This window comes from Parviterribacter kavangonensis (genome assembly GCF_056863335.1).
The window spans coordinates 953,984-971,410 of the sequence record NZ_JBXPJA010000001.1 but is presented as its reverse complement, the minus strand read 5'-3'; the positions used below and the strand labels follow the sequence as shown (position 1 = coordinate 971,410).

The window sequence follows — 17,427 nt, the reverse complement described above, 5'->3', positions numbered from 1 at the left end:
CGTTCCGTGCTGATCTACTCGATGGGCGTCTCGGTGGACGGCTTCATCGCCGACCGCGACGGCGAGTTCGCGTGGACCGCTCCGAGCGACGAGCTGTTCCGTTTCCACACGGATCAGGTCCGCGAGCTCGGCGTCTACCTGTGCGGCCGCAAGCTGTACGAGACGATGCTGGTCTGGGACACGGATCCGTCGCTGCGCGCCACCGACGAGCTCCGGGCTGAGTTCGCGGATGTCTGGAGCGCGCTCCCGAAGGTCGTGTTCAGCCGCACGCTCGACAGTGTCGAAGGCAACGCCCGGCTCGCGAAGGCGTCGGTGGCCGAGGAGGTCGCCGCCGCGCTCGACGCGACTTCGAAGGACGTGGCGATCGCCGGCGCCGGCCTGGCGGCAACGGCGTTCGAGCTCCGGCTCATCGACGAGCTGCGCATGTTCCGCCACCCGATCGTCGTCGGAGGCGGGACGCCGTTCCTACCGCAAGTCGCCGAGGACGTCCCGCTCGAGCTGATCGAGACCAGGACGTTCGGGTCTCCGGTCATCTTCGAGCGCTACCGGCTGGCACCCTCGACTCGGGGAGGTCCGAGATGAAGGCGATCGTCGCGACGGATGAGGCCGCGGGGACGGCCGGGATGACGCTGGTGGACCGGCCCGAACCGCCGCCGGCCATCAACGACGTCGTCGTCCAGGTTCATGCGTCGGGGTTCGTCCCGACCGAGATGGAGTGGCCATCGACTTGGACCGATCGCCGCAACCTCGACCGGAGACCGTCGATCCCCGGCCACGAGCTGGCCGGAGTGGTCAGCGCCCTCGGCTACGGCACGACGGGGCTGTCGGTGGGCCAGCGGGTGTTCGGCCTCACCGATTGGCATCGCGACGGCACCCTGGCGGAGTACGTGGCCGTCGAGGCGCGCAACCTCGCGCCGCTCCCGGGCGACGTCGACTTCACGGTGGGCGCGAGCCTGCCGATCTCCGGTCTGACCGCGTGGCAGGGCCTGTTCGACCACGGTCGCCTTCGGGCGGGGCAGAGCGTCGTCGTGCACGGTGCGGGCGGCGCAGTCGGGTCGATGGCGACGCAGCTCGCACGCGAGTTCGGTGCGTACGTCATCGGCACCGGACGCACCGCCGATCGGCAGACGGCGCTCGACTTCGGAGCGCACGAGTTCGTCGACCTCGGGAACGACGCGTTGGAGGACATCGGCGGCGTCGATCTGGTGTTCGACGTCATCGGCGGCGACATCCAGAAGCGGTCCGCAGACCTCGTTCGGCCCGGAGGAACGCTCGTGACCGTCGTCGGCCCGCCCGAGGCGCGGCCCGCGGACGGCCTGGCGATCGACTTCGTCGTCGAGTCCGATCGTGCCCAGCTGATCGAGATCGTCCAGCGGGTGCGCGACGGACGACTGCGGACGAACATCGGCAACGTCGCGACGCTCGACGATGCGGTCGCCGCCTTGAACCCGACCGAGCGACTCAAGGGCAAGACCATCATCCGCGTTCGTCCTTAGCGCGGTCGCCGACGACGGGAGTTGCGGACGGAACCTGGCCGCAACCGGACTTAGCGTCTCGTCTATGAACAACGAGCGCTACATCCCCGGAGTCCCCTGCTGGGTCGACTCGACCCAGCCCCATCCGGCTGCGGCCGGCGCGTTCTACGCGGGCCTCTTCGGCTGGGAGCTCACCGAGACGATGCCACCGGACGCCGACGGCTCGTACCTCATGGCGACGATAGGCGGCGACCACGTCGCGGCCATCTCATCGGGTCCCGCCGGCGCTCCTGCCAGGCCGTCGTGGAACACCTACATCTGGGTCGACTCGGCCGACGAGGTCGCCGCACGGGTGCCGGCCGCCGGGGGCACCGTCGTGTCGGAGCCCTTCGACGTCTTCGGTGCGGGCCGCATGGCGGTCTTCGCCGACCGGGAAGGCGCGCACATCAGCGTCTGGCAGCCCGGCGAGCACCGGGGCGCCACCCACGTCAACGAGCACGGCACGGTCAACTTCAACGACCTCCACTTCCGCGACGCCGAGGCCGCCAAGGCGTTCTACGGCGAGATCTTCGGCTGGGGAACGCTCGAGCTCGGCGGCCCGGGATGGATGTGGACCCTTCCGGCTTATGGCAACCACTTGGAGGCGATGAACCCGGGCACGCGCGCGGGCATGGCCGAGATGGGAGCACCCGAGGGGTTCCTCGACGTGGTCGCAACCGCGCAACCCCTCGAGGGTGATGGCGTCCCGCCGCACTGGGGCGTGACGTTCGCCGTCGACGATGCCGACGCCGCCGCAGCTGCCGCGACCGAGCTCGGCGGCCGCGTCCTCGTCGAGCCCTTCGACGCGCCATGGGTCCGCATGACCGTTCTCGCCGACCCGGCCGGCGCGACGTTCGTAGCAAGCAAGTTCGTCCCCGAGAACAAGGACCTCGGCGCGCCTTAGCCGCTCTTCCTGGTCTACATAACGCACGCTATCGAGCGTTGAAGGTGGCAGCGAGGACGAACGCCGCTTGACAGGTAGTACGGACCACGTACTATCTAGTACGTGTCCCGTACCAATCGCGCGGTCACGAACGACGTCGGCTTCCTGCTCGCGAAGGCGTCGGCGCACTTCAACGCGCTGCTTCTCGAGCGATTCCGCCAGGCCGGCTACCCGGAGATCCGCGGGTCGTTCGGGTCGGTCCTGGTGCCGCTCTTCGAGCAGGACGGACGGCGGGTCGGCGAGCTGGCCGCCGTGGCGCGGCTCTCCAAGCAGACCATGACCGGACTGGTCGCCGCCTGCGCGGAGGCCGGGCTCGTCGAGCGCGACCGCGACCCGATCGACGGCCGCGCGTTCGTCGTGCGCCTCACCCCACGCGGGCGTGAGTTCCAGGGCGTCGCCGAAGGCGTGCTCGACGATCTCGACAGCGTGCTGCGCGAGCGGTTGGGACCGCGCAACCACGACGCGCTGATCAAGGCGCTGGAAGGAGTCATGGAGCTATGAGGAGCAGGACCGTGACGACCGTGCTCGACGCAGAGCCCGAGACGGTCTTCGACTACCTGTCCGACATCGAACGGCTGCCCGAGTGGGCGACCGAGTTCGCCCGCGAGCTTCGGCACGAGGGCGACGACTACAAGGTCGTCAACGGCCTCGGCGAGTTCTACTTCGCCATCGAGGCAGATCGCGACACGGGCGTCATCGACATGTTCGCCGGCCCGACGAAGGAGGAGCTGGCGGTCTTCCCCACCCGCGCCGTCGCGCTGCCGGGTGGCCGGACGGCCTACAGCTTCACGATGTTCCAGGGCCCGGGCATGCCGGACGAGCTGTTCGACGCCCAGCACGCGTCGCTTCAGCGCGAGTTCGCCAACATCGAGCGGGCACTGAACCGGGCGCCTACTCAGTGACCTCGATGAGCGCGACGATCTCCTCGCGCCCGATCCGATCGGCGAGCTGCGGGTGGTCCTGCCGGAGGTGCTCGAGCGTGCGGTCGACGACCTCGTCCTCGGTCTCGCCGAGGACGAGGTGCCCGCATTCGCATGTGATCTGCCTGGCCATGGTGAGAGCATCGACCCGACCATGACCTACGTCCAGCTCTGCGGGCGCCTGGTCGTCGAGCTGCACGGCCGTCGCCTGGACGAAAGCCTGCCCGGTCGTCGGGGACGCACCCTCTTCGCGTTCCTGGTCCTCGAGCGCCGGCGGGCCGTCGCCCGCGACGAGCTCATCGAAGCCGTCTGGGGCGACGATCCGCCCGAGGACCCGGCAGCGGCGCTCTCCGTGCTGCTGTCGAAGCTGCGGGCGGCCGTCGGCGCGGACGTCGTCGAGGGCCGCGGGATGGTGCGGGCGGTGCTGCCGGCCGGGGCCCGCGTCGACGTCGAGCAGGCGCTCGACGCCCTGCACCAGGCCGAGTCGGCGGTGGTGCAGGAGGACTGGGCTCGCGCCTGGAGCGCCGCGCTCTGCGCCCGGTACGTGAGCGCGCGGCCGCTGCTGCCGGAGTGCGAGGGCCCGGCCTGGCTGGACGCCTGGCGCCGGCGGCTCGGCGACGTGCACGACGGCGCACTCGAGGCGTACGCCGCGGCCTGCCTCGGCCTCGGCGGCACCGAGCTCGCAGGTGCGGAGCGGGCTGCGCGACAGCTTCTCGAGCACAACCCCCTGCGCGAGTCCGGATACGGCCTGCTCATGCGCGCGCTCGCGGCGCGGGGCAGCGTCCCCGAGGCGCTGCAGGTCTACGAGCGCCTACGCACGCTCCTGCGCGATGAGCTCGGGATCCCGCCCGGCGCCGCCGTGCAGCAGCTCCACGCGTCGCTGCTCGCCGGCCAGGGCGTCAAGGCGTGACGGCCGCCCGCCCGGCCTCGAGGAGCCGTGCGAGCCGGTCGAGGCTCTCGCTCCAGCCCCGCTCGTGCAACGCGCGGCGCTCGCCGGTGAGGAACCCGGTGTGCGTGAGCGCCACCCTCGTGTGCGGGCCGTCCGCCTCCAGCGACAGGCTCACGAGCGTCTCCCGGTCGTCCGGGTCGGGCGGCAGCCAGCGGAACGTGAACGCCAGGCGAAGCGGCGGCTCGACCTGCCGGAAGTCACCGACGAGGTGGAACAGCTCGCCGTCGGGCGGCTGCATCGCGATGCGGTACGCGTCCCCCACGCGCGGCTCGAACTCGACGCTCGGCACGGTGAAACCGGCCGGACCCCACCATCGCGCCAGCTCCTCCGGCGTGGTCAGCGCTTCGTAGACGACCGCGGCCGGCGCGGGCACGACGCGCTCGATGCGCAGGACGTGCCCGTTCGCCGGGGATCGTGGGTCTGGTGCGACGTTCTCGGCCATGGTGCCTCCGCTCAAGTGGTGAAGACCATCCTGGATCGCGGTCCTTTCGCCGGCCTTTCGCCGACCTTGCCCGCAGCCGCCGGAAGGGTCGTGGAAAGGTGCGAGAAAGCGCGGCCGCCGAAGCTCGGCTCCTCCATCACCCATCCCCAAGGAGCCACAGACCCCCATGGCCACGTTCGCCCTCATCGCCGAGCACTCGCCCGACCTCTGCCCCACCTCCAACGCCAAGACGCGGGAGCTGCTGAAGACCGGCGCCCGCGAGATCCCGCGGCTGGCCGACCGCCTCGGCGTCGGCATCGAGTCGCTCCGGATCTTCGGTCCCGAGCACATCATCCTCGCGGTCGTCGTCGCGGACGACATCGAGTCGGTCAGGACCTTCGCGCTCGAGAGCGGGCTCATGCAGTGGAACACCGTCCGGATCAACGCGACGTACTCGATCGAGGAGGCGGTCGAGATGGTCGACCGGGTGCCGGCGCTCTTCTAGCCCCTAGGTCCAGCGGTCGAGGTCGTGCTCGCCCCAGGCGGCCATCGCCTTGAGGACGTCGCGGAACCCCTCGCCCTTCGGGGTGAGCGCGTAGACGACGCGCGGCGGCACCTCGGAGTGGACGGTGCGGGTCACGACGCCCTGATGCTCGAGGATGCGCAGTCGCTCCGTCAGCGTCTTCGGGCTCGTGATGCCGAGCGCGTCGCGCAGCTCGCCGAAGCGCTTCTCGCCGGCCATGAGCTCGCGCAGGATGAGCGTCGACCAGCGGCCGTCGAGCACAGCCAGGGCCCGCTCGATGGGACAGCCGCGTGCGGGGTGGGAGTCGGCGGTGGCGCCCATGGGCGATCTCGGTCCGACGGTACCGGTTCCGTGCTGGGTACCGCCAGGCCTCCCGCCGTAGAAGTGCGGCATGAACCCGACTCCCCGCATCGTCCCCGTCCTCGTGGCCGGCGCCGGCCCCGCCGGCCTGGCCGCCGCGGTCACGCTCGCTCGCCAGGGCGTCGGCGTGCTCGTCGTCGACCGCCGCCGTGAGCCGCTCGCCCACCCCCGCGCGACCGTCCTGAGCACCCGCACGATGGAGCTCCTGCGCGGCTGGGGCCTCGAGGACGAGATCCTCGCCGCGGCCGAGGACGTCGACTGGTCCCTGCTCCAGACGCCGACGCTCGCGCGTGCGGCCGAGGGCATCCCCCACCCGACCGGCTACCCGACGCGCGCGCAGGCCGCGCTGCTCAGCCCGTGCGCGCCCGCGTGCGTGGCGCAGGACCACCTCGAACGCGTGCTGCTCGCCCACCTGCGCACGCTGCCGACCGCTCGGGTGGCGAGCGAGACGGAGGTCGCGGGCGTGCACCAGGTTCGCGGCGCCGCGGAGGTCCAGCTGCAGGGATCCGGCGCCGGCCGCGTGTGCGCGCGCTACGTGGTGGGCGCCGACGGCGCGCGCAGCGCGGTCCGCGCGTGGACCAGCGTCGCGCTGCGTGGCCCCGGCGTGGTCGACCGTGCCGCGAGCCTCGTGCTCCATGGGCCGCTGTGGGACGTCGTCGGCCGCCACCGCCACGGCGTCTACGCGATCACCGACCCGGCCGGCGAAGGCGTCTTCGTGCCCGCGGGCGGCGACCGCTGGGTGTACGGCAGCTGGGCCACGCCGCCGGATGAGGTCGTCGCCCGCATCCCGCACGCGATCGGTGCGCCCGGCCTGCCGCTGGAGCTCGGCGACGTCCGCGAGTGGAGCGTCGCCGCCCTGATCGCCGACCGGTACCGCGAGGGCCGGGTGCTGCTGGCCGGCGACGCGGCGCATCGCGCCACGCCGCGGGGCGGCACCGGCCTGAACGTCGCCTTCCAGGACGGGCACGCGCTCGGCTGGCGCCTGGGCTGGGTGCTGCGCGGCTGGGCCGATCACGACCTGCTCGACGACTACGAGGCGGCGCGCCGCCCGGTCGCCGAGCACACCGTGTACCGCTCGATCGATCCGATGGGCTCCCGCCGCGCGCCGGTCGGCGAACTGCACGCCGACCTCGCCGGCCGGCTGCCGCACGCGTGGCTGAACGCACCCGGCGACGAGCCGGTCTCGACCCTCGACGTCATCGGCGAGGGCTACACGGTGCTGCTCGCCCCCGGCGCCCCCGCCCGCACCGACGTCCCCGCCGGCCCCGGCCGGCCGCCCGTGGCCGTCCGGCGCGTGGACACCATGGCCGCGTGGGCGCTCGGCCTGGGGCGTGCCGGCGAGCTGGTCGTCCGCCCCGATGGCGTGCCGCTCGGGCGCGAGGCCGCCGCCGCGTCCGCTGTCGCCGCCTAGCGAGGGTGCTGGTCCCGGCCCCACCGCAGGACGTCCCGGGCATCGACGACGCGGAAGCTCGGGTGGCCCTCGAGGGCGGCAAGGGCGCGCATGCCCGGTGAGCCGTGGTTGCGGACGAAGGTCCAGTCGGCGATCACGTAGAGCTTCTGTTGCGTGCGAGTCAGGGCGACGTTGAGCAGCTTCGCTCCGGACACCTGGCGCTCGGACCCGTGCAGGTCGGCCGCGGCGGCCCAGCGCGGCCGGTCGTCCTGCATGAGGTCGAGCACCACGATCTCGAACTCGCGGCCCTGGAAGCGGTGCGCGGTGCCGCACTCGATGCCGAGGCCGGCCCGCATCGAGATCCCCCGGGCCCGCTCGGCCTGCGCCCTGTACGGGGTGATGTAACCGACGTGCCGCCCCTCACGCGCGAACCGGCCGCCGACGATCGCGAACAGCTCGAGGTCGAGGTCGTTCGTCCATGACTGAGGGAACGCCTGCACGAGCCGCCGCTCCTCCAGGGCGGAGGTGTCGATCAGCGTGACCACCGCGCCGTCGGCCGGATCCGACGCCCGGTCGCTCTCGAGCAGGCCGTCGTAGCAGAAGCCGTTGACGAGATCGGCGATGACCGACGGGAACCGGTACTGGCGGCGCAGCGCGACGCAGCGCGGATGCTCCTCGGCCGACGGCCGATCGGTGATGCCCGCGAGCGAGAACACGTCATCGGACAGCCACGGCTCACCGACGGTGTCGTCCTCTTCGTCGACGGCCTCCGCGATCGGCGCGTTCTGGAGGAAGTCGCCGACGAGCCCGAACGTGCGGTCCGCCCGCGAGCCGGCGACGACGACGTACGGCGGCTCGATGCTCGCGGCCTCGTCGAGAATGACGACGTCGAACCGCCGTCCGTCGCGCTGCGTGCACAGCGACGCCAGCGTGCACGCGACCACCTTCGCCCCCGCGAGCAGCTCGGCGCGCGTCTCGCGCAGCTCGGCGTCGAGCTCCTTGCGGTCCTCGGCGATCGCCGCGACGTCATCCGGCGAGAGCGCCTCCTCGGCCGCACGCTCGTCGAGCTCGTCGCGACGCTCCGCGGCTCCCGTGATCACCTCCGCCGCCTTGCGCGCGAGCAGGAAGTCGTGCTCGGCCACCCGCGGCGAGACCTTCTCCTCGGTGAGCGGACTGGCCACCCGGATCACGTCGCCGGGCTCGACGTCCATCCGCGCGACGACGCCCTCGAGCACGTTGTCCACCGCGACGTGGGTGTGCGACGCGATGAGAACCGTGCGCTCCTTCGCAAGCGCGTCGAGCACCGCCTCGACGATGACCTTCGTCTTGCCGGTCCCCGGAGGTCCCCAGACGAACGCCGCCCCACGGCGCGTCAGCGCGGCGAGCGCGTCGCGCTGGCTCGGATCCAGATCGGCCGCTCCCTTGCGCTTACGAGGCGCCGGGGCCAGCGGCTTGCGGTCGGACCACAGCGCCTCGACGAGCTTCCCCGACGACGCGTTCTTCAGCGAGCGGCGCAGATCCTCGGCGAGGCGCACGCGCACGCCGTCGACCGCGAACACCCGCACGCGCTTGGCTCCGCTCAGCGCCCTGGCGGACTTCGACGGCACCTCGAAGATCGCCTTGTCGCGAGCGACGCGCTGGAACGTGACCAAGTGGCGGTCGCCGGGCCCGCCGGCGCCTCGGTCGACGTCGACGGCGTAGAACTGCAGGTCGTACCAGCGCCGCCGCTCCCCGGACGGCACCTCGAGCCGCCGTCCGAGCGCCGGCATCCGCACGCCGTCGGAGGTGAGCGGCGTGCCCTGCTCACCCGCACGCACGAACGCGGCCAGCCGCGCCTCGACGGCCAGCAGCGCCTTGCGGTGGATCGTCTCCCACTTGAGCTCCGGGGCGGCCATGGCGGCCCGGCATCATCGCCCACGGACCGGCGTCACCCGCTCTCCCCGGGCCTCGGGTAGTGTCGGCCGGTGACACGGATCGCCGCTCTGGTCGGCAGCGTCTCCGCCGCGCTCGCGGCGCTGGTGCTCGCCGCGCCCGCCGGCGCGCAGACCGTGCATTCGGCGGCGGGCGCGAACGCCGCTGCGATCCAGCCGACCGTCGACGGGTTCCGGACCTCGCTCGGGCCGCTGAACCCGAACGTCGCCGGCTCGCAGGCCGGCGGCCGGCGCGAGATCAACTGGGACGGCGTTCCTGATGCGCGATCGTCGCCGAACGCGTTGCCGGCGGACTTCTTCAACGTGAACTCGCCGCGGGGCGTCGTCTTCTCGACGCCGGGCACGGGCTTCGAGGTCAGCGCCGGCAGCGCGAACCCGACCGCCACGCCGATCGAGTTCGGCAACATCGACCCCGCCTACCCCGGGTTCTTCGGGACCTTCTCGCCGCAGCGTCTCTTCGTCGCCCGGGGCAGCACGGTCACCGACGTGAGCTTCTTCGTGCCCGGGAGCGCCACCCCGGCGCTCACGTCCGCCTTCGGCGCGGTGTTCACCGACGTCGACACCGCGGGCTCGAGCACCATCCAGGTCTTCGACGCGCAGAACCAGAGCCTCGGATCGTTCGCGGTGCCCGCGACGTCCGGCGACCAGACGCTGTCCTTCCTCGGCGTGTCGTTCCCGACCGCGCGGGTCTCGAGGGTGCGGTTGACGGCGGGCAACCAGATCCTCTCCGCGGGCAACGTCGGCGTCGACTCGGTCGTCATGGACGACTTCATCTACGGCGAGCCGGGCCCCGTCACCGCCACAGCCACCGACGCCGACTCCGATGGCGTGCCCGACGCGAGCGACAACTGCCCGGCGACCGCCAACGCGACGCAGTCCGATGCCGACGGCGATGGCGTCGGCGACGAGTGCGACGCGACGCCAGCGCCGTCCTCCTCGCCGCCGCCGGGGACCTCCACGACGCCCTCACCGACGCCGTCTTCCCCCGCCCCGACGACACCGGCGCCGACGACGACGCTGCCGTGCACCACGCGCCGCCTGTTCGTGCTCCGCCGGATCGGGCTGCGCCGCGGCGAGCGAGTCGTCCGCGCGGCGATCGTCCGCCGCTCGAGGATCGTCCGGCGCTTGCGGGTGACCAAGCGAAGCGTGCGCATCGACCTGCGCCGCCTCTCGCCGGGGACGCATCGCGTGCGGATCACCGTCCGCCGCGGGACCCGCGCCCGCACCGTGAATCGGCTGTACCGGACCTGCTGACCGTCATGGTGCGTGAGTTCGACGCTCAGCTTCAGAAGGGCGACAACCCGGGCGCATGGACGTGCGTCGTGATGGACGACGTCGCCGAGCTCTTCGGGACCCGCGGCCTCGTGAAGATCCGCGGCGCGATCGACGGCGAGCCGTTCACCGGCGCGCTGATGGCTCAGGGCGACGGGACACACCGGCTCCCGGTCAGGGCCGCGCTGCGCAAGGCGATCGGCAAGGAAGCGGGCGACACCGTCCACGTCCGGATCGACGAGCGGACCGGTTAGCGGTCCGCGCGAAGCGCCTCACGACGAAGCAGATCGGCCGTCGGCGCCCGATCGCTGCTCGCGATCGCGCAGCGGGCCCCCGATCCAGTCGAGGCACAGCGCCGTGGCGTCGTCCTCGAGCTGGCCGCCGCTGGCTTGCACGGCCGCTTGGATGAGGCGCTGCACGGCCTCGCGGGGATGGTCCGCGCGACTGGTGGCGAAGACGCGGGTGATGTCGGCATCGGCGGCGTCACGCTCGAAGACCCCGTCGGTGAGGAACATCAGCCGGTCGCCCGGCTCCAACGGAAGCCGCTGGACGTGGTAGGTGCTGTTGGGGATCGCTCCGAACGGCGGGTCGGCGCTCAGCGGGATCTCCTCGACGACGCCGTCACGCAGGCGCAGCGGAGGCGGATGTCCCGCGTTGACGATCGACGCGTTGCCGGTCGTCAGATCGATGCACGCGATCTGCCCCGTGACGAACTGCGAGCGGCCCGCGTGCGTGACCAGGGCCTCGTCGGCGAGGGCCGCCTGCCGGGCCAGATCCGCGTTCTGCCGGCGCCCGTTGCGGATCGCGCCGATCATCAGCGTGGCGAGCAGCGCCGCGTTGACCGTGTGCCCCATCGCGTCCGTGATCGAGAGGTACAGCTTGTCGCGCCCGAGCGAGAAGTCGAAGGTGTCGCCGCCCACGTTGCCGGCCGGCTCCAGCCACGCCGCGAGCGTGAACTGCCCGGCCTCGCAGGTGTAGGAGCCCGGCAGAAGGCGGTGCTGGATCTCCGCGGCGAGCGACAGCGGCACCGAGCGCTGGCCCCACTCGAACAGATCGGTGTAGCGACGGTTGGCGATCACGATGTACGCCAGCGCATGGCCCGCCTGCGCGATGTGCCCGATCATCTGATCGTCGGGCCGGCCCGGGACGCGCAGCTCGATCACGCCAACCGCCTCGCCGCGGCTGGTGACCGGGGCGTAGAGCCACGTCCCACCGCCGTCCTCGACCACCTCGACGGCCTGCCGGCGCAGCGCCTGCCCATGCGGTGTGCCCGCCAGCGGGACACGCTCGGCGCTCTCCGACCCGGAACGGCGCGTGACGGCCTCCGGGGAGGCGCGTCCCAGCCGGATCAGGGCATCCCCGCTGAAGTCGGCGATGAGGAAGCTGACGTGCTCCGCGGCCACCATGTCCTTCAGCGCGGCGGCCACGACGTCGATCGCCTCGACCGGTGCGGCGGCCTCCGCAGCGGCCAGCAACGCCCCGACATCGAGTCCGACCGCCGTCCCGTGGGCCCCGAGGTCGTCTGCGCGCATGTGCGCAGCAATACCACGGAGTCCGTGTCCGCAACCTGACGAGCGCCGGGCGCTCGGCGGCGCGCTCGCTCAGTCGTTCCGCGCGAACGTCATGTGGGTCACGCCGCTCGGTGACGAGACGGACTCGATCGTGTAGCGCTCCTCGAGGCCCTCGAGCCCGTCCCACAGCCGGACGCCCCGCCCGAGCAGGATCGGCACCACCACGACGTGCATGTGGTCGATGAGGCCGGCGGCGAGGAACTCCCTGATCACCGTCGCCCCGCCGCCGATCCGCACGTCCTTGCCGCCGGCGGCGGCGCGGGCGGTCTCGAGCGCCTCGCCCGGCGAGGCGTCGAGGAAGTGGAACGTCGTGCCGCCCTCCATCTCGATCGGCGGTCGCGGAGCGTGATGGGTGAGGACGAAGACCGGCGAGTGGAACGGCGGGTTCGGGCCCCATGCGCCCTTCCAATCGGGGTCGTCCTCCCAGCCCGGATGGCCGAACTTGCCGGCGCCCATGATCTCCGCGCCGATCCCGCGATCGTGCCGCGCGACGAAGACGTCGTCGACGCCCTCGCTGCCGCCCGGCGCCCACGTCCGGGTCCTGAACATCCACTCGTGCAACCGCTCGCCGGCGTGGCCGAAGTGCAGGTCGCGCGTCTGGCCCTCCCCCGTGCCGAAGCCGTCGAGCGACACCGCGAAGTGATGGACGTACGTGCGTGACATGGGACGCCTCCGATCAGCCGTGCAGGGTCGGCCGGTAGATCAGCTCGACGATGCGGCCGTCGAGCGTCCGCTGCCCGATGAGCTCGAGGTCGAAGTCCGCCGCGCCCTCGAAGATGCGGTCGAGCCCCGTCTGGCCGGTGATCACGGGGAACACCGTCACCTGCACGTAGTCGACGAGACCGGCCGCCATCAGCGCCCGGTTCATCGACAGGCTGCCGTGCGAGCGCAGCGGCACCTCGGACTCCTCCTTGAGCCGGGCGACGACGTCGACGGCGTCGCCGCTCACGAGGGTCGCGTCCGGCCAGTCGAGCGGTTCCTCGAGCGTCGTCGACACCACCGTCGCGGGCAGCTCCCGCATCCGCGTGACCCAGGGGTCGCGCACCTCGGACTCCTCGGTGCTCGACGCCAGCATCCGCGCGAACAGGCGGTAGGTGTTGGCGCCGAGCACCATCCGCTGCTCGCCACCGTAGAGGCCGAGGCGGTGGTCGAGCAGCTCGGGGCCCTGCTTGCCCCAGTAGCCGGCCCACGGCGGCGGGGCGGCGCCGAAGCCGTCCAGGCTCGAGAACACGTCGAACGTGTAGGTGGCGGTCATGGAAGGAAGGACCCGGGATCCCGCCCGAGCTCATCGCTCCCGTTCGAGCGAGATCGCGACCTGCTCGAGCCGGTCGAACGCGTCCTGCAGGCCAGCTTCCATGCCGGAGTTGACATGCATGTCGCGGTGCTCGGGGGCCTGGTGCTGAACGAGCGTGCGAAGCAGCGTCGCGCCGTCGCGCTCGACGAGCGTCATCGTGTTCGTCGACGCCGCGTCCGGGAACGGCGCGAACGTCTCGGTCTGGACGATCTTCTCCCCGGGCACGATCTCGAGGAACTCGCCGTAGAACGCGAACTCCTCGCCGCCCTGCGGCCGCATCGCGTACCGCCAGGCGCCGCCGACACGCAGGTCGATCTCGCAGGCGGTCATCTCACCGCGGCCGGCATGCCACCACCGGCGCACCAGCTCGGGCTCCGTGACCGCGCGCCAGACCAGGTGCGCCGGCGCCGCGAACTCGCGCTCGATGAGGATCTGGTCGTCGGCCGGAAGCGTGACCTTCGCCGTGCCGCTACTTGCCACTGACATCTCCCTGCTCCTTCTTGAGGTCTTCCAGGACGTCGTCCAGCAGCTCGAAGCGCGCCGACCAGAGCGCCTCGAAGCCCTTGACCCAGTCGTGGACCGGCTTGAGCGCGGGACCGTTGAGGCGGTACAGCCGTTGCCGCCCCTCGTCGCGCACCTCCACCAGCTCCACGTCCCGGAGCACGCGCAGGTGCTTGGACACCTGCGGCTGGGCGAGCCCGAGCGCGTCGACCAGGTCGGAGACCGACCGCTCGCCCGCGGCGAGGAGCTCGACGATCTCTCGCCGCCGGGGCTCCCCTATCGCGTTGAACGCGTCGGTCGTGGTGGCTGCTCGGGCCATGGCGGACACCTTACATTCCTATATGGGCATGTGTCAAGCCGGGCCGCTTAGGATCCGCCCATGGCTGTTCAGCGGATGGACCACGTCGGCGTCATCGTCGACGACCTCCCCGCGGCGATCGAGTTCTTCGTCGCGCTGGGGCTCGAGCTGGAAGGCGAGATGTCGATCGGCGACGACGAGCGGGTCGACCGCCTGCTCGGGCTCGACGGCGTCCGCACCGAGTTCGCGTTCGTCCGCGCGCCGGACGGGACCGGGCTCGAGCTCATCAAGTTCAAGTCGCCGGCCCACGGCGGCGCCGTGGCGGAGGACGCGGCGAACGTCCCCGGCCTGCGCCACGTCACGTTCGCCGTCGACGACATCGAGGCCACGCTCGCCCGCCTCCGCGAGCGCGGCGCCGAGCTCGTGGGCGAGCTCGTCAACTACGACGACAGCTACTGGCTCTGCTACGTCCGCGGCCCGGCCGGGATCATCGTCGAGCTGGCGCAGAAGATCGGCTAGCTTGATCGTCGTCACCGCTGCGGTGACGACCGGACGAGAGCGCGCGCCGTACCCGGACCGACGACGGCGTGCACGGGAGGCCACCATGGCTTGGATCCTGCTCGTCACCGCCGGCGCCCTCGAGGTCGTGTGGGCGATCGCCCTCAAGCAGTCGGATGGCTTCTCGCGCCCGCTGCCCACCGCCGTCTTCGGTCTCGGCCTCGTCGCGAGCATGGCCTTGCTCGCACAGGCGCTGCGGACCGTGCCCGTGGGAACCGGCTACGCGGTCTGGACCGGGATCGGCGCCGTCGGCGCCGCGATCGCCGGCATCGTCCTGCTCGGTGACGCGATGGCGCCGGCCCGCGTGCTGTTCATCGGCCTGATCGCGGTGGGCGTCGTCGGGCTCGGCTTCACGGGGCACTAGCCGCGAGCGCGCGGTCCAGGTCCTCCCAGAGGTCCTCGACGTGCTCGCAGCCAACGCTCACCCGCAGGAGGTCCTCGGGCACGAACTCGCGCTCAGCCGGGTAGCGGGCGCGCCGCTCGAGCGTCGTCTCGACGCCGCCGAGGCTCGTGGCATGCGTCAGGACGCGCACGCTCTCGACGAGCGCGTCGGCGCGCGCGGCGCCGCCGCTCACCCGGAAGGTCAACATGAACCCGCTGCCGGCGAGCAGCTCTCGCGCACGCTCGTGCTGAGGGTGCGAGGAGAGCCCCGGATACCGGACCTCGATGACCTCGGGATGCTCGCTGAGCCGCTCCGCGAGGATCGCGGCGTTGTGCTGCGAGCGCTCGAGGCGCAGCGGCAGCGTGCGCAGGCCGCGGAGGCACAGGTAGGTCTCCAGCGCGCCCGGCGTCGCGCCGCCCAGCTGACGCGCGGTGCGCAGCGCCCGCAGATGGGCGTCGTCGCGGACGATCGCGACACCGAGCAGCAGATCGGAGTGGCCGCCGATCGCCTTCGTCGCGCTGTGGACCACCACGTCGGCGCCGAGGTCGAGCGGCCGCTGCAGCAGCGGCGTCGCGAACGTGCTGTCGACGATGGTGAGCACGCCGCGCCCGCGGGCCGCGGCGCACAGGCGCGGCAGGTCGGCGATGCCCAGCAGCGGATTGCTCGGCGATTCGACCCACAGGACGGTCGCGCCCTCGCACGCGGCGAGCACCGCCTCCGTGTCGGTGACGTCGACCCAACGCACCTCGGCCCGCCCGGCGTCCTGCATCTCGCGCAGCGTCAGGCGGACGTCCGTGTAGGCGACCTGCGGCGCGACGACGACCGGGTTCGCGTCGAACAAGCGCATCGCGGCGGCCGCCGCCGCCATCCCCGACGAGAACGTCACCGCCTCCCCGCCTTCCAGCGCCCCGAGCACCTCCTCGAGCGCTTCCCACGGCCCATGGCCGTCGCGCGCGTAGCCCGACGGGCCGCCGGCCTGCAGCGCCGACGCCGGCGAGATCGGCACGTTCAGCGCGGCGTCGGGAACGGAGGGCGGCCGCCCGAGCGCGATCACCGCGGACTCGGGGCGCAGGTTCGATCCGGTCATCGCGATGACCGTATCGGCGGTCAGCGCGCGGCGCCGTACTGCTCCTCGCTGACGTGCTCGCCCCAGGACACCATCCCGCCCACCCCGCCGGTCTCGTCGTTCTGCTGCATCGCGAGGTGGACCATGAAGCGGTCCGGCGCGGCGCCGTGCCAGTGGTTCTCGCCGGGCTCGAAGAACACGCGGTCACCGGGACGGATGACCTCGATCGGCCCGCCCTCGCGCTGGCACAGCCCGACGCCCTCGGTGACGAAGATCGTCTGGCCGTGCGGGTGCGTGTGCCACGCCGTGCGGGCGCCGGGCGTGAAGTGCACGAGCGCGGCGGCGAACGTCGACGTCCCGGCGGGCGCGGCAACGGCGTCGATGTAGACGTCGCCGGTGAACCAGTCCGCCGGGCCCTTCTGCGTCTCGGTGCTGCTGCGCGTGATCTGCATCAGGGGGTCACCATCACCTTGATCGACTCGCGGTCGGCCATCGCGCGGTACCCGTCCGGGACGCCGTCCAGGCCGACGGTGCGGTCGAACACCTTGCCCGGGTCGATGCGGCCCTCGAGCACGTCCGGGAGCAGCTCGTCGATGTACGCGCGCACCGGCGCCGGGCCGCCGCCGATGACGACGTTGCCGTAGAAGGCCGGCATCGAGCCGGGGATCTCGGCGTGCTGCGGGACGCCGACGCGGCCGACGGCTCCGCCGGGACGGGCGATGCCGATCGCCGTCTCCATCGACGCGCCGTGGCCGACGCATTCGAGCACCGAGTGGACGCCCTCGCCGCCGGTGACTTCCCGGACGCGCGCGACGCCCTCCTCCCCACGCTCGGACACGACGTCCGTCGCGCCGAACTCGCGCGCCAGCGCGATCCGGTCGGGATGGCGACCCATGATGATGATCTGCTCCGCGCCGAGCCGCTTCGCCGCGATGACCGCGCACAGCCCGACCGCGCCGTCGCCGACGACCGCGGCGCGCTTGCCGGCGGACACGCGCGCGACGACCGCGGCGTGGTGCCCGGTGCCCAGGACATCGGAGAGCGTGAGGAGCGACGGCATGAGCGCGTCGTCCTCGCCGACCGGCAGCGGGTACAGCGTGCCGTCGGCGAACGGGATGCGCAGCGCCTCGGCCTGCGCGCCGTTCATGCCCTGGTTGCCGAAGAAGCCGACGTGCACGCACGCCGTCGGCAGGCCCTCATGGCAGAACGAGCAGGTGCCGTCGGAGAAGGCGAACGGCATCACCACGACGTCGCCGCGCTTGATCGTCCGGACGTCCGAACCGACGTCCTCGACGACCCCGATCGCCTCGTGACCCATCGACTGGCCGGCCTCCGAGTTCTCCATCGACGCGTACGGCCAGAGGTCGCTGCCGCAGATGCACGCGCGCGTGACGCGCACGACGGCGTCGGTCGGTTGCTCGATCGCCGGGTCGGGAGCGTCGACGACGCGCACGTCGCCGGCTTCGTACATGAAGGTGGCTCGCATCGTCCTACTGTGCGACGCTCGTGCCATAGCTTCAAATGCCAGTTGTTG

General features: G+C 72.3%; 24 protein-coding genes. 12 read left to right on the top strand and 12 right to left on the bottom strand.

What is annotated here, in order from left to right; all coding sequences use genetic code 11:
- Positions 1-6: 6 nt before the first annotated feature.
- From AC1UE4_RS04970 to AC1UE4_RS04950, 5 genes are all read left to right on the top strand, one after another.
- The gene (locus AC1UE4_RS04970; protein WP_482916111.1) at positions 7-582 is read left to right on the top strand and encodes a dihydrofolate reductase family protein; all 576 of its coding nucleotides are present in this window, start codon (positions 7-9) and stop codon (positions 580-582) included.
- Positions 579-1,496 (top strand): NADP-dependent oxidoreductase, encoded by a 918-nt coding sequence (locus tag AC1UE4_RS04965; RefSeq protein ID WP_482916110.1) that lies wholly within the window; start codon positions 579-581, stop codon positions 1,494-1,496. The genes AC1UE4_RS04970 and AC1UE4_RS04965 overlap by 4 nt, the downstream gene beginning before the upstream one ends.
- A 64-nt stretch (positions 1,497-1,560) precedes the next feature.
- Entirely contained in the window at positions 1,561-2,418 is an 858-nt protein-coding gene (locus tag AC1UE4_RS04960; protein WP_482916109.1) for a VOC family protein, read from the top strand.
- Positions 2,419-2,520: 102 nt separating this feature from the next.
- Entirely contained in the window at positions 2,521-2,958 is a 438-nt protein-coding gene (locus tag AC1UE4_RS04955; RefSeq protein ID WP_482916108.1) for a MarR family winged helix-turn-helix transcriptional regulator, read from the top strand.
- On the top strand, positions 2,955-3,359 hold the full coding sequence (locus AC1UE4_RS04950; protein ID WP_482916107.1) for an SRPBCC family protein: 405 nt from the start codon (positions 2,955-2,957) through the stop codon (positions 3,357-3,359). Before AC1UE4_RS04955 ends, AC1UE4_RS04950 begins: the two co-directional genes overlap by 4 nt.
- Here AC1UE4_RS04950 and AC1UE4_RS04945 read toward each other — a convergent pair.
- The gene (locus AC1UE4_RS04945) at positions 3,349-3,510 is read right to left on the bottom strand and encodes a hypothetical protein (RefSeq protein WP_482916106.1); all 162 of its coding nucleotides are present in this window, start codon (positions 3,508-3,510) and stop codon (positions 3,349-3,351) included. The two genes, AC1UE4_RS04950 and AC1UE4_RS04945, sit on opposite strands and share 11 nt — an antisense overlap.
- 21 nt (positions 3,511-3,531) lie before the next feature.
- Here AC1UE4_RS04945 and AC1UE4_RS04940 point away from each other — a divergent pair, with 21 nt between their 5' ends.
- Positions 3,532-4,287, top strand: a complete 756-nt coding sequence (locus tag AC1UE4_RS04940; protein ID WP_482916105.1) for an AfsR/SARP family transcriptional regulator — start codon at positions 3,532-3,534, stop codon at positions 4,285-4,287.
- Here the strand turns inward: AC1UE4_RS04940 and AC1UE4_RS04935 are convergent.
- Positions 4,277-4,783, bottom strand: coding sequence for an SRPBCC family protein (locus AC1UE4_RS04935; RefSeq protein WP_482916104.1), 507 nt, complete (start codon positions 4,781-4,783; stop codon positions 4,277-4,279). The genes AC1UE4_RS04940 and AC1UE4_RS04935 overlap by 11 nt on opposite strands.
- A gap of 151 nt (positions 4,784-4,934) precedes the next feature.
- On the opposite strand from AC1UE4_RS04935, the gene AC1UE4_RS04930 reads away from it, so the two are divergent.
- Positions 4,935-5,252, top strand: a complete 318-nt coding sequence (locus AC1UE4_RS04930; RefSeq protein WP_482916103.1) for a hypothetical protein — start codon at positions 4,935-4,937, stop codon at positions 5,250-5,252.
- 3 nt (positions 5,253-5,255) lie between these two features.
- Here AC1UE4_RS04930 and AC1UE4_RS04925 read toward each other — a convergent pair whose 3' ends face one another.
- Positions 5,256-5,591 (bottom strand): winged helix-turn-helix transcriptional regulator, encoded by a 336-nt coding sequence (locus AC1UE4_RS04925; RefSeq protein ID WP_482916102.1) that lies wholly within the window; start codon positions 5,589-5,591, stop codon positions 5,256-5,258.
- 70 nt (positions 5,592-5,661) lie between these two features.
- On the opposite strand from AC1UE4_RS04925, the gene AC1UE4_RS04920 reads away from it, so the two are divergent.
- Positions 5,662-7,041, top strand: a complete 1,380-nt coding sequence (locus AC1UE4_RS04920) for an FAD-dependent monooxygenase (RefSeq protein ID WP_482916101.1) — start codon at positions 5,662-5,664, stop codon at positions 7,039-7,041.
- Here AC1UE4_RS04920 and AC1UE4_RS04915 read toward each other — a convergent pair.
- Entirely contained in the window at positions 7,038-8,915 is a 1,878-nt protein-coding gene (locus tag AC1UE4_RS04915) for an AAA domain-containing protein (protein ID WP_482916100.1), read from the bottom strand. The two genes, AC1UE4_RS04920 and AC1UE4_RS04915, sit on opposite strands and share 4 nt — an antisense overlap.
- A 69-nt stretch (positions 8,916-8,984) precedes the next feature.
- Between AC1UE4_RS04915 and AC1UE4_RS04910 the strand changes: the two genes are divergently transcribed.
- Positions 8,985-10,205, top strand: coding sequence for a thrombospondin type 3 repeat-containing protein (locus AC1UE4_RS04910; RefSeq protein WP_482916099.1), 1,221 nt, complete (start codon positions 8,985-8,987; stop codon positions 10,203-10,205).
- 5 nt (positions 10,206-10,210) lie between these two features.
- Positions 10,211-10,477 (top strand): DUF1905 domain-containing protein, encoded by a 267-nt coding sequence (locus AC1UE4_RS04905; protein ID WP_482916098.1) that lies wholly within the window; start codon positions 10,211-10,213, stop codon positions 10,475-10,477.
- An 18-nt stretch (positions 10,478-10,495) separates the two neighbouring features.
- Here the strand turns inward: AC1UE4_RS04905 and AC1UE4_RS04900 are convergent, their stop codons facing one another.
- From AC1UE4_RS04900 to AC1UE4_RS04880, 5 genes are all read right to left on the bottom strand, one after another.
- Positions 10,496-11,755, bottom strand: a complete 1,260-nt coding sequence (locus AC1UE4_RS04900) for a PP2C family protein-serine/threonine phosphatase (protein ID WP_482916097.1) — start codon at positions 11,753-11,755, stop codon at positions 10,496-10,498.
- A 69-nt stretch (positions 11,756-11,824) separates the two neighbouring features.
- Positions 11,825-12,457, bottom strand: a complete 633-nt coding sequence (locus AC1UE4_RS04895; protein ID WP_482916096.1) for a dihydrofolate reductase family protein — start codon at positions 12,455-12,457, stop codon at positions 11,825-11,827.
- A gap of 13 nt (positions 12,458-12,470) precedes the next feature.
- Positions 12,471-13,049 carry a dihydrofolate reductase family protein gene (locus tag AC1UE4_RS04890; RefSeq protein WP_482916095.1) on the bottom strand — a complete coding sequence of 193 codons (579 nt, stop codon included), beginning with the start codon at positions 13,047-13,049 and terminating at the stop codon, positions 12,471-12,473.
- Positions 13,050-13,079: 30 nt separating this feature from the next.
- The gene (locus tag AC1UE4_RS04885) at positions 13,080-13,574 is read right to left on the bottom strand and encodes an SRPBCC family protein (RefSeq protein ID WP_482916094.1); all 495 of its coding nucleotides are present in this window, start codon (positions 13,572-13,574) and stop codon (positions 13,080-13,082) included.
- Complete coding sequence (locus AC1UE4_RS04880; protein WP_482916093.1) at positions 13,558-13,908, bottom strand: ArsR/SmtB family transcription factor; 351 nt, start codon at positions 13,906-13,908, stop codon at positions 13,558-13,560. The genes AC1UE4_RS04885 and AC1UE4_RS04880 overlap by 17 nt, the downstream gene beginning before the upstream one ends.
- Before the next feature lie 60 nt (positions 13,909-13,968).
- On the opposite strand from AC1UE4_RS04880, the gene AC1UE4_RS04875 reads away from it, so the two are divergent.
- Together AC1UE4_RS04875 and AC1UE4_RS04870 are read left to right on the top strand one after the other, a co-directional pair.
- On the top strand, positions 13,969-14,406 hold the full coding sequence (locus AC1UE4_RS04875; protein WP_482916092.1) for a VOC family protein: 438 nt from the start codon (positions 13,969-13,971) through the stop codon (positions 14,404-14,406).
- 85 nt (positions 14,407-14,491) lie between these two features.
- Positions 14,492-14,809, top strand: coding sequence for a DMT family transporter (locus AC1UE4_RS04870; RefSeq protein ID WP_482916091.1), 318 nt, complete (start codon positions 14,492-14,494; stop codon positions 14,807-14,809).
- On the opposite strand, the gene AC1UE4_RS04865 is transcribed toward AC1UE4_RS04870, so the two are convergent.
- From AC1UE4_RS04865 to AC1UE4_RS04855, 3 genes are read right to left on the bottom strand one after another with little or no spacing between them, the layout of a single operon-like run.
- Entirely contained in the window at positions 14,796-15,914 is a 1,119-nt protein-coding gene (locus tag AC1UE4_RS04865) for a trans-sulfuration enzyme family protein (RefSeq protein WP_482916090.1), read from the bottom strand. The two genes, AC1UE4_RS04870 and AC1UE4_RS04865, sit on opposite strands and share 14 nt — an antisense overlap.
- Before the next feature lie 20 nt (positions 15,915-15,934).
- Positions 15,935-16,345, bottom strand: a complete 411-nt coding sequence (locus AC1UE4_RS04860) for a (R)-mandelonitrile lyase (RefSeq protein WP_482916089.1) — start codon at positions 16,343-16,345, stop codon at positions 15,935-15,937.
- A complete protein-coding gene (locus AC1UE4_RS04855; RefSeq protein WP_482916088.1) occupies positions 16,345-17,379 on the bottom strand; it encodes a zinc-dependent alcohol dehydrogenase family protein in 1,035 nt (344 codons plus the stop codon). The genes AC1UE4_RS04860 and AC1UE4_RS04855 overlap by 1 nt, the downstream gene beginning before the upstream one ends.
- Positions 17,380-17,427: the final 48 nt, after the last annotated feature.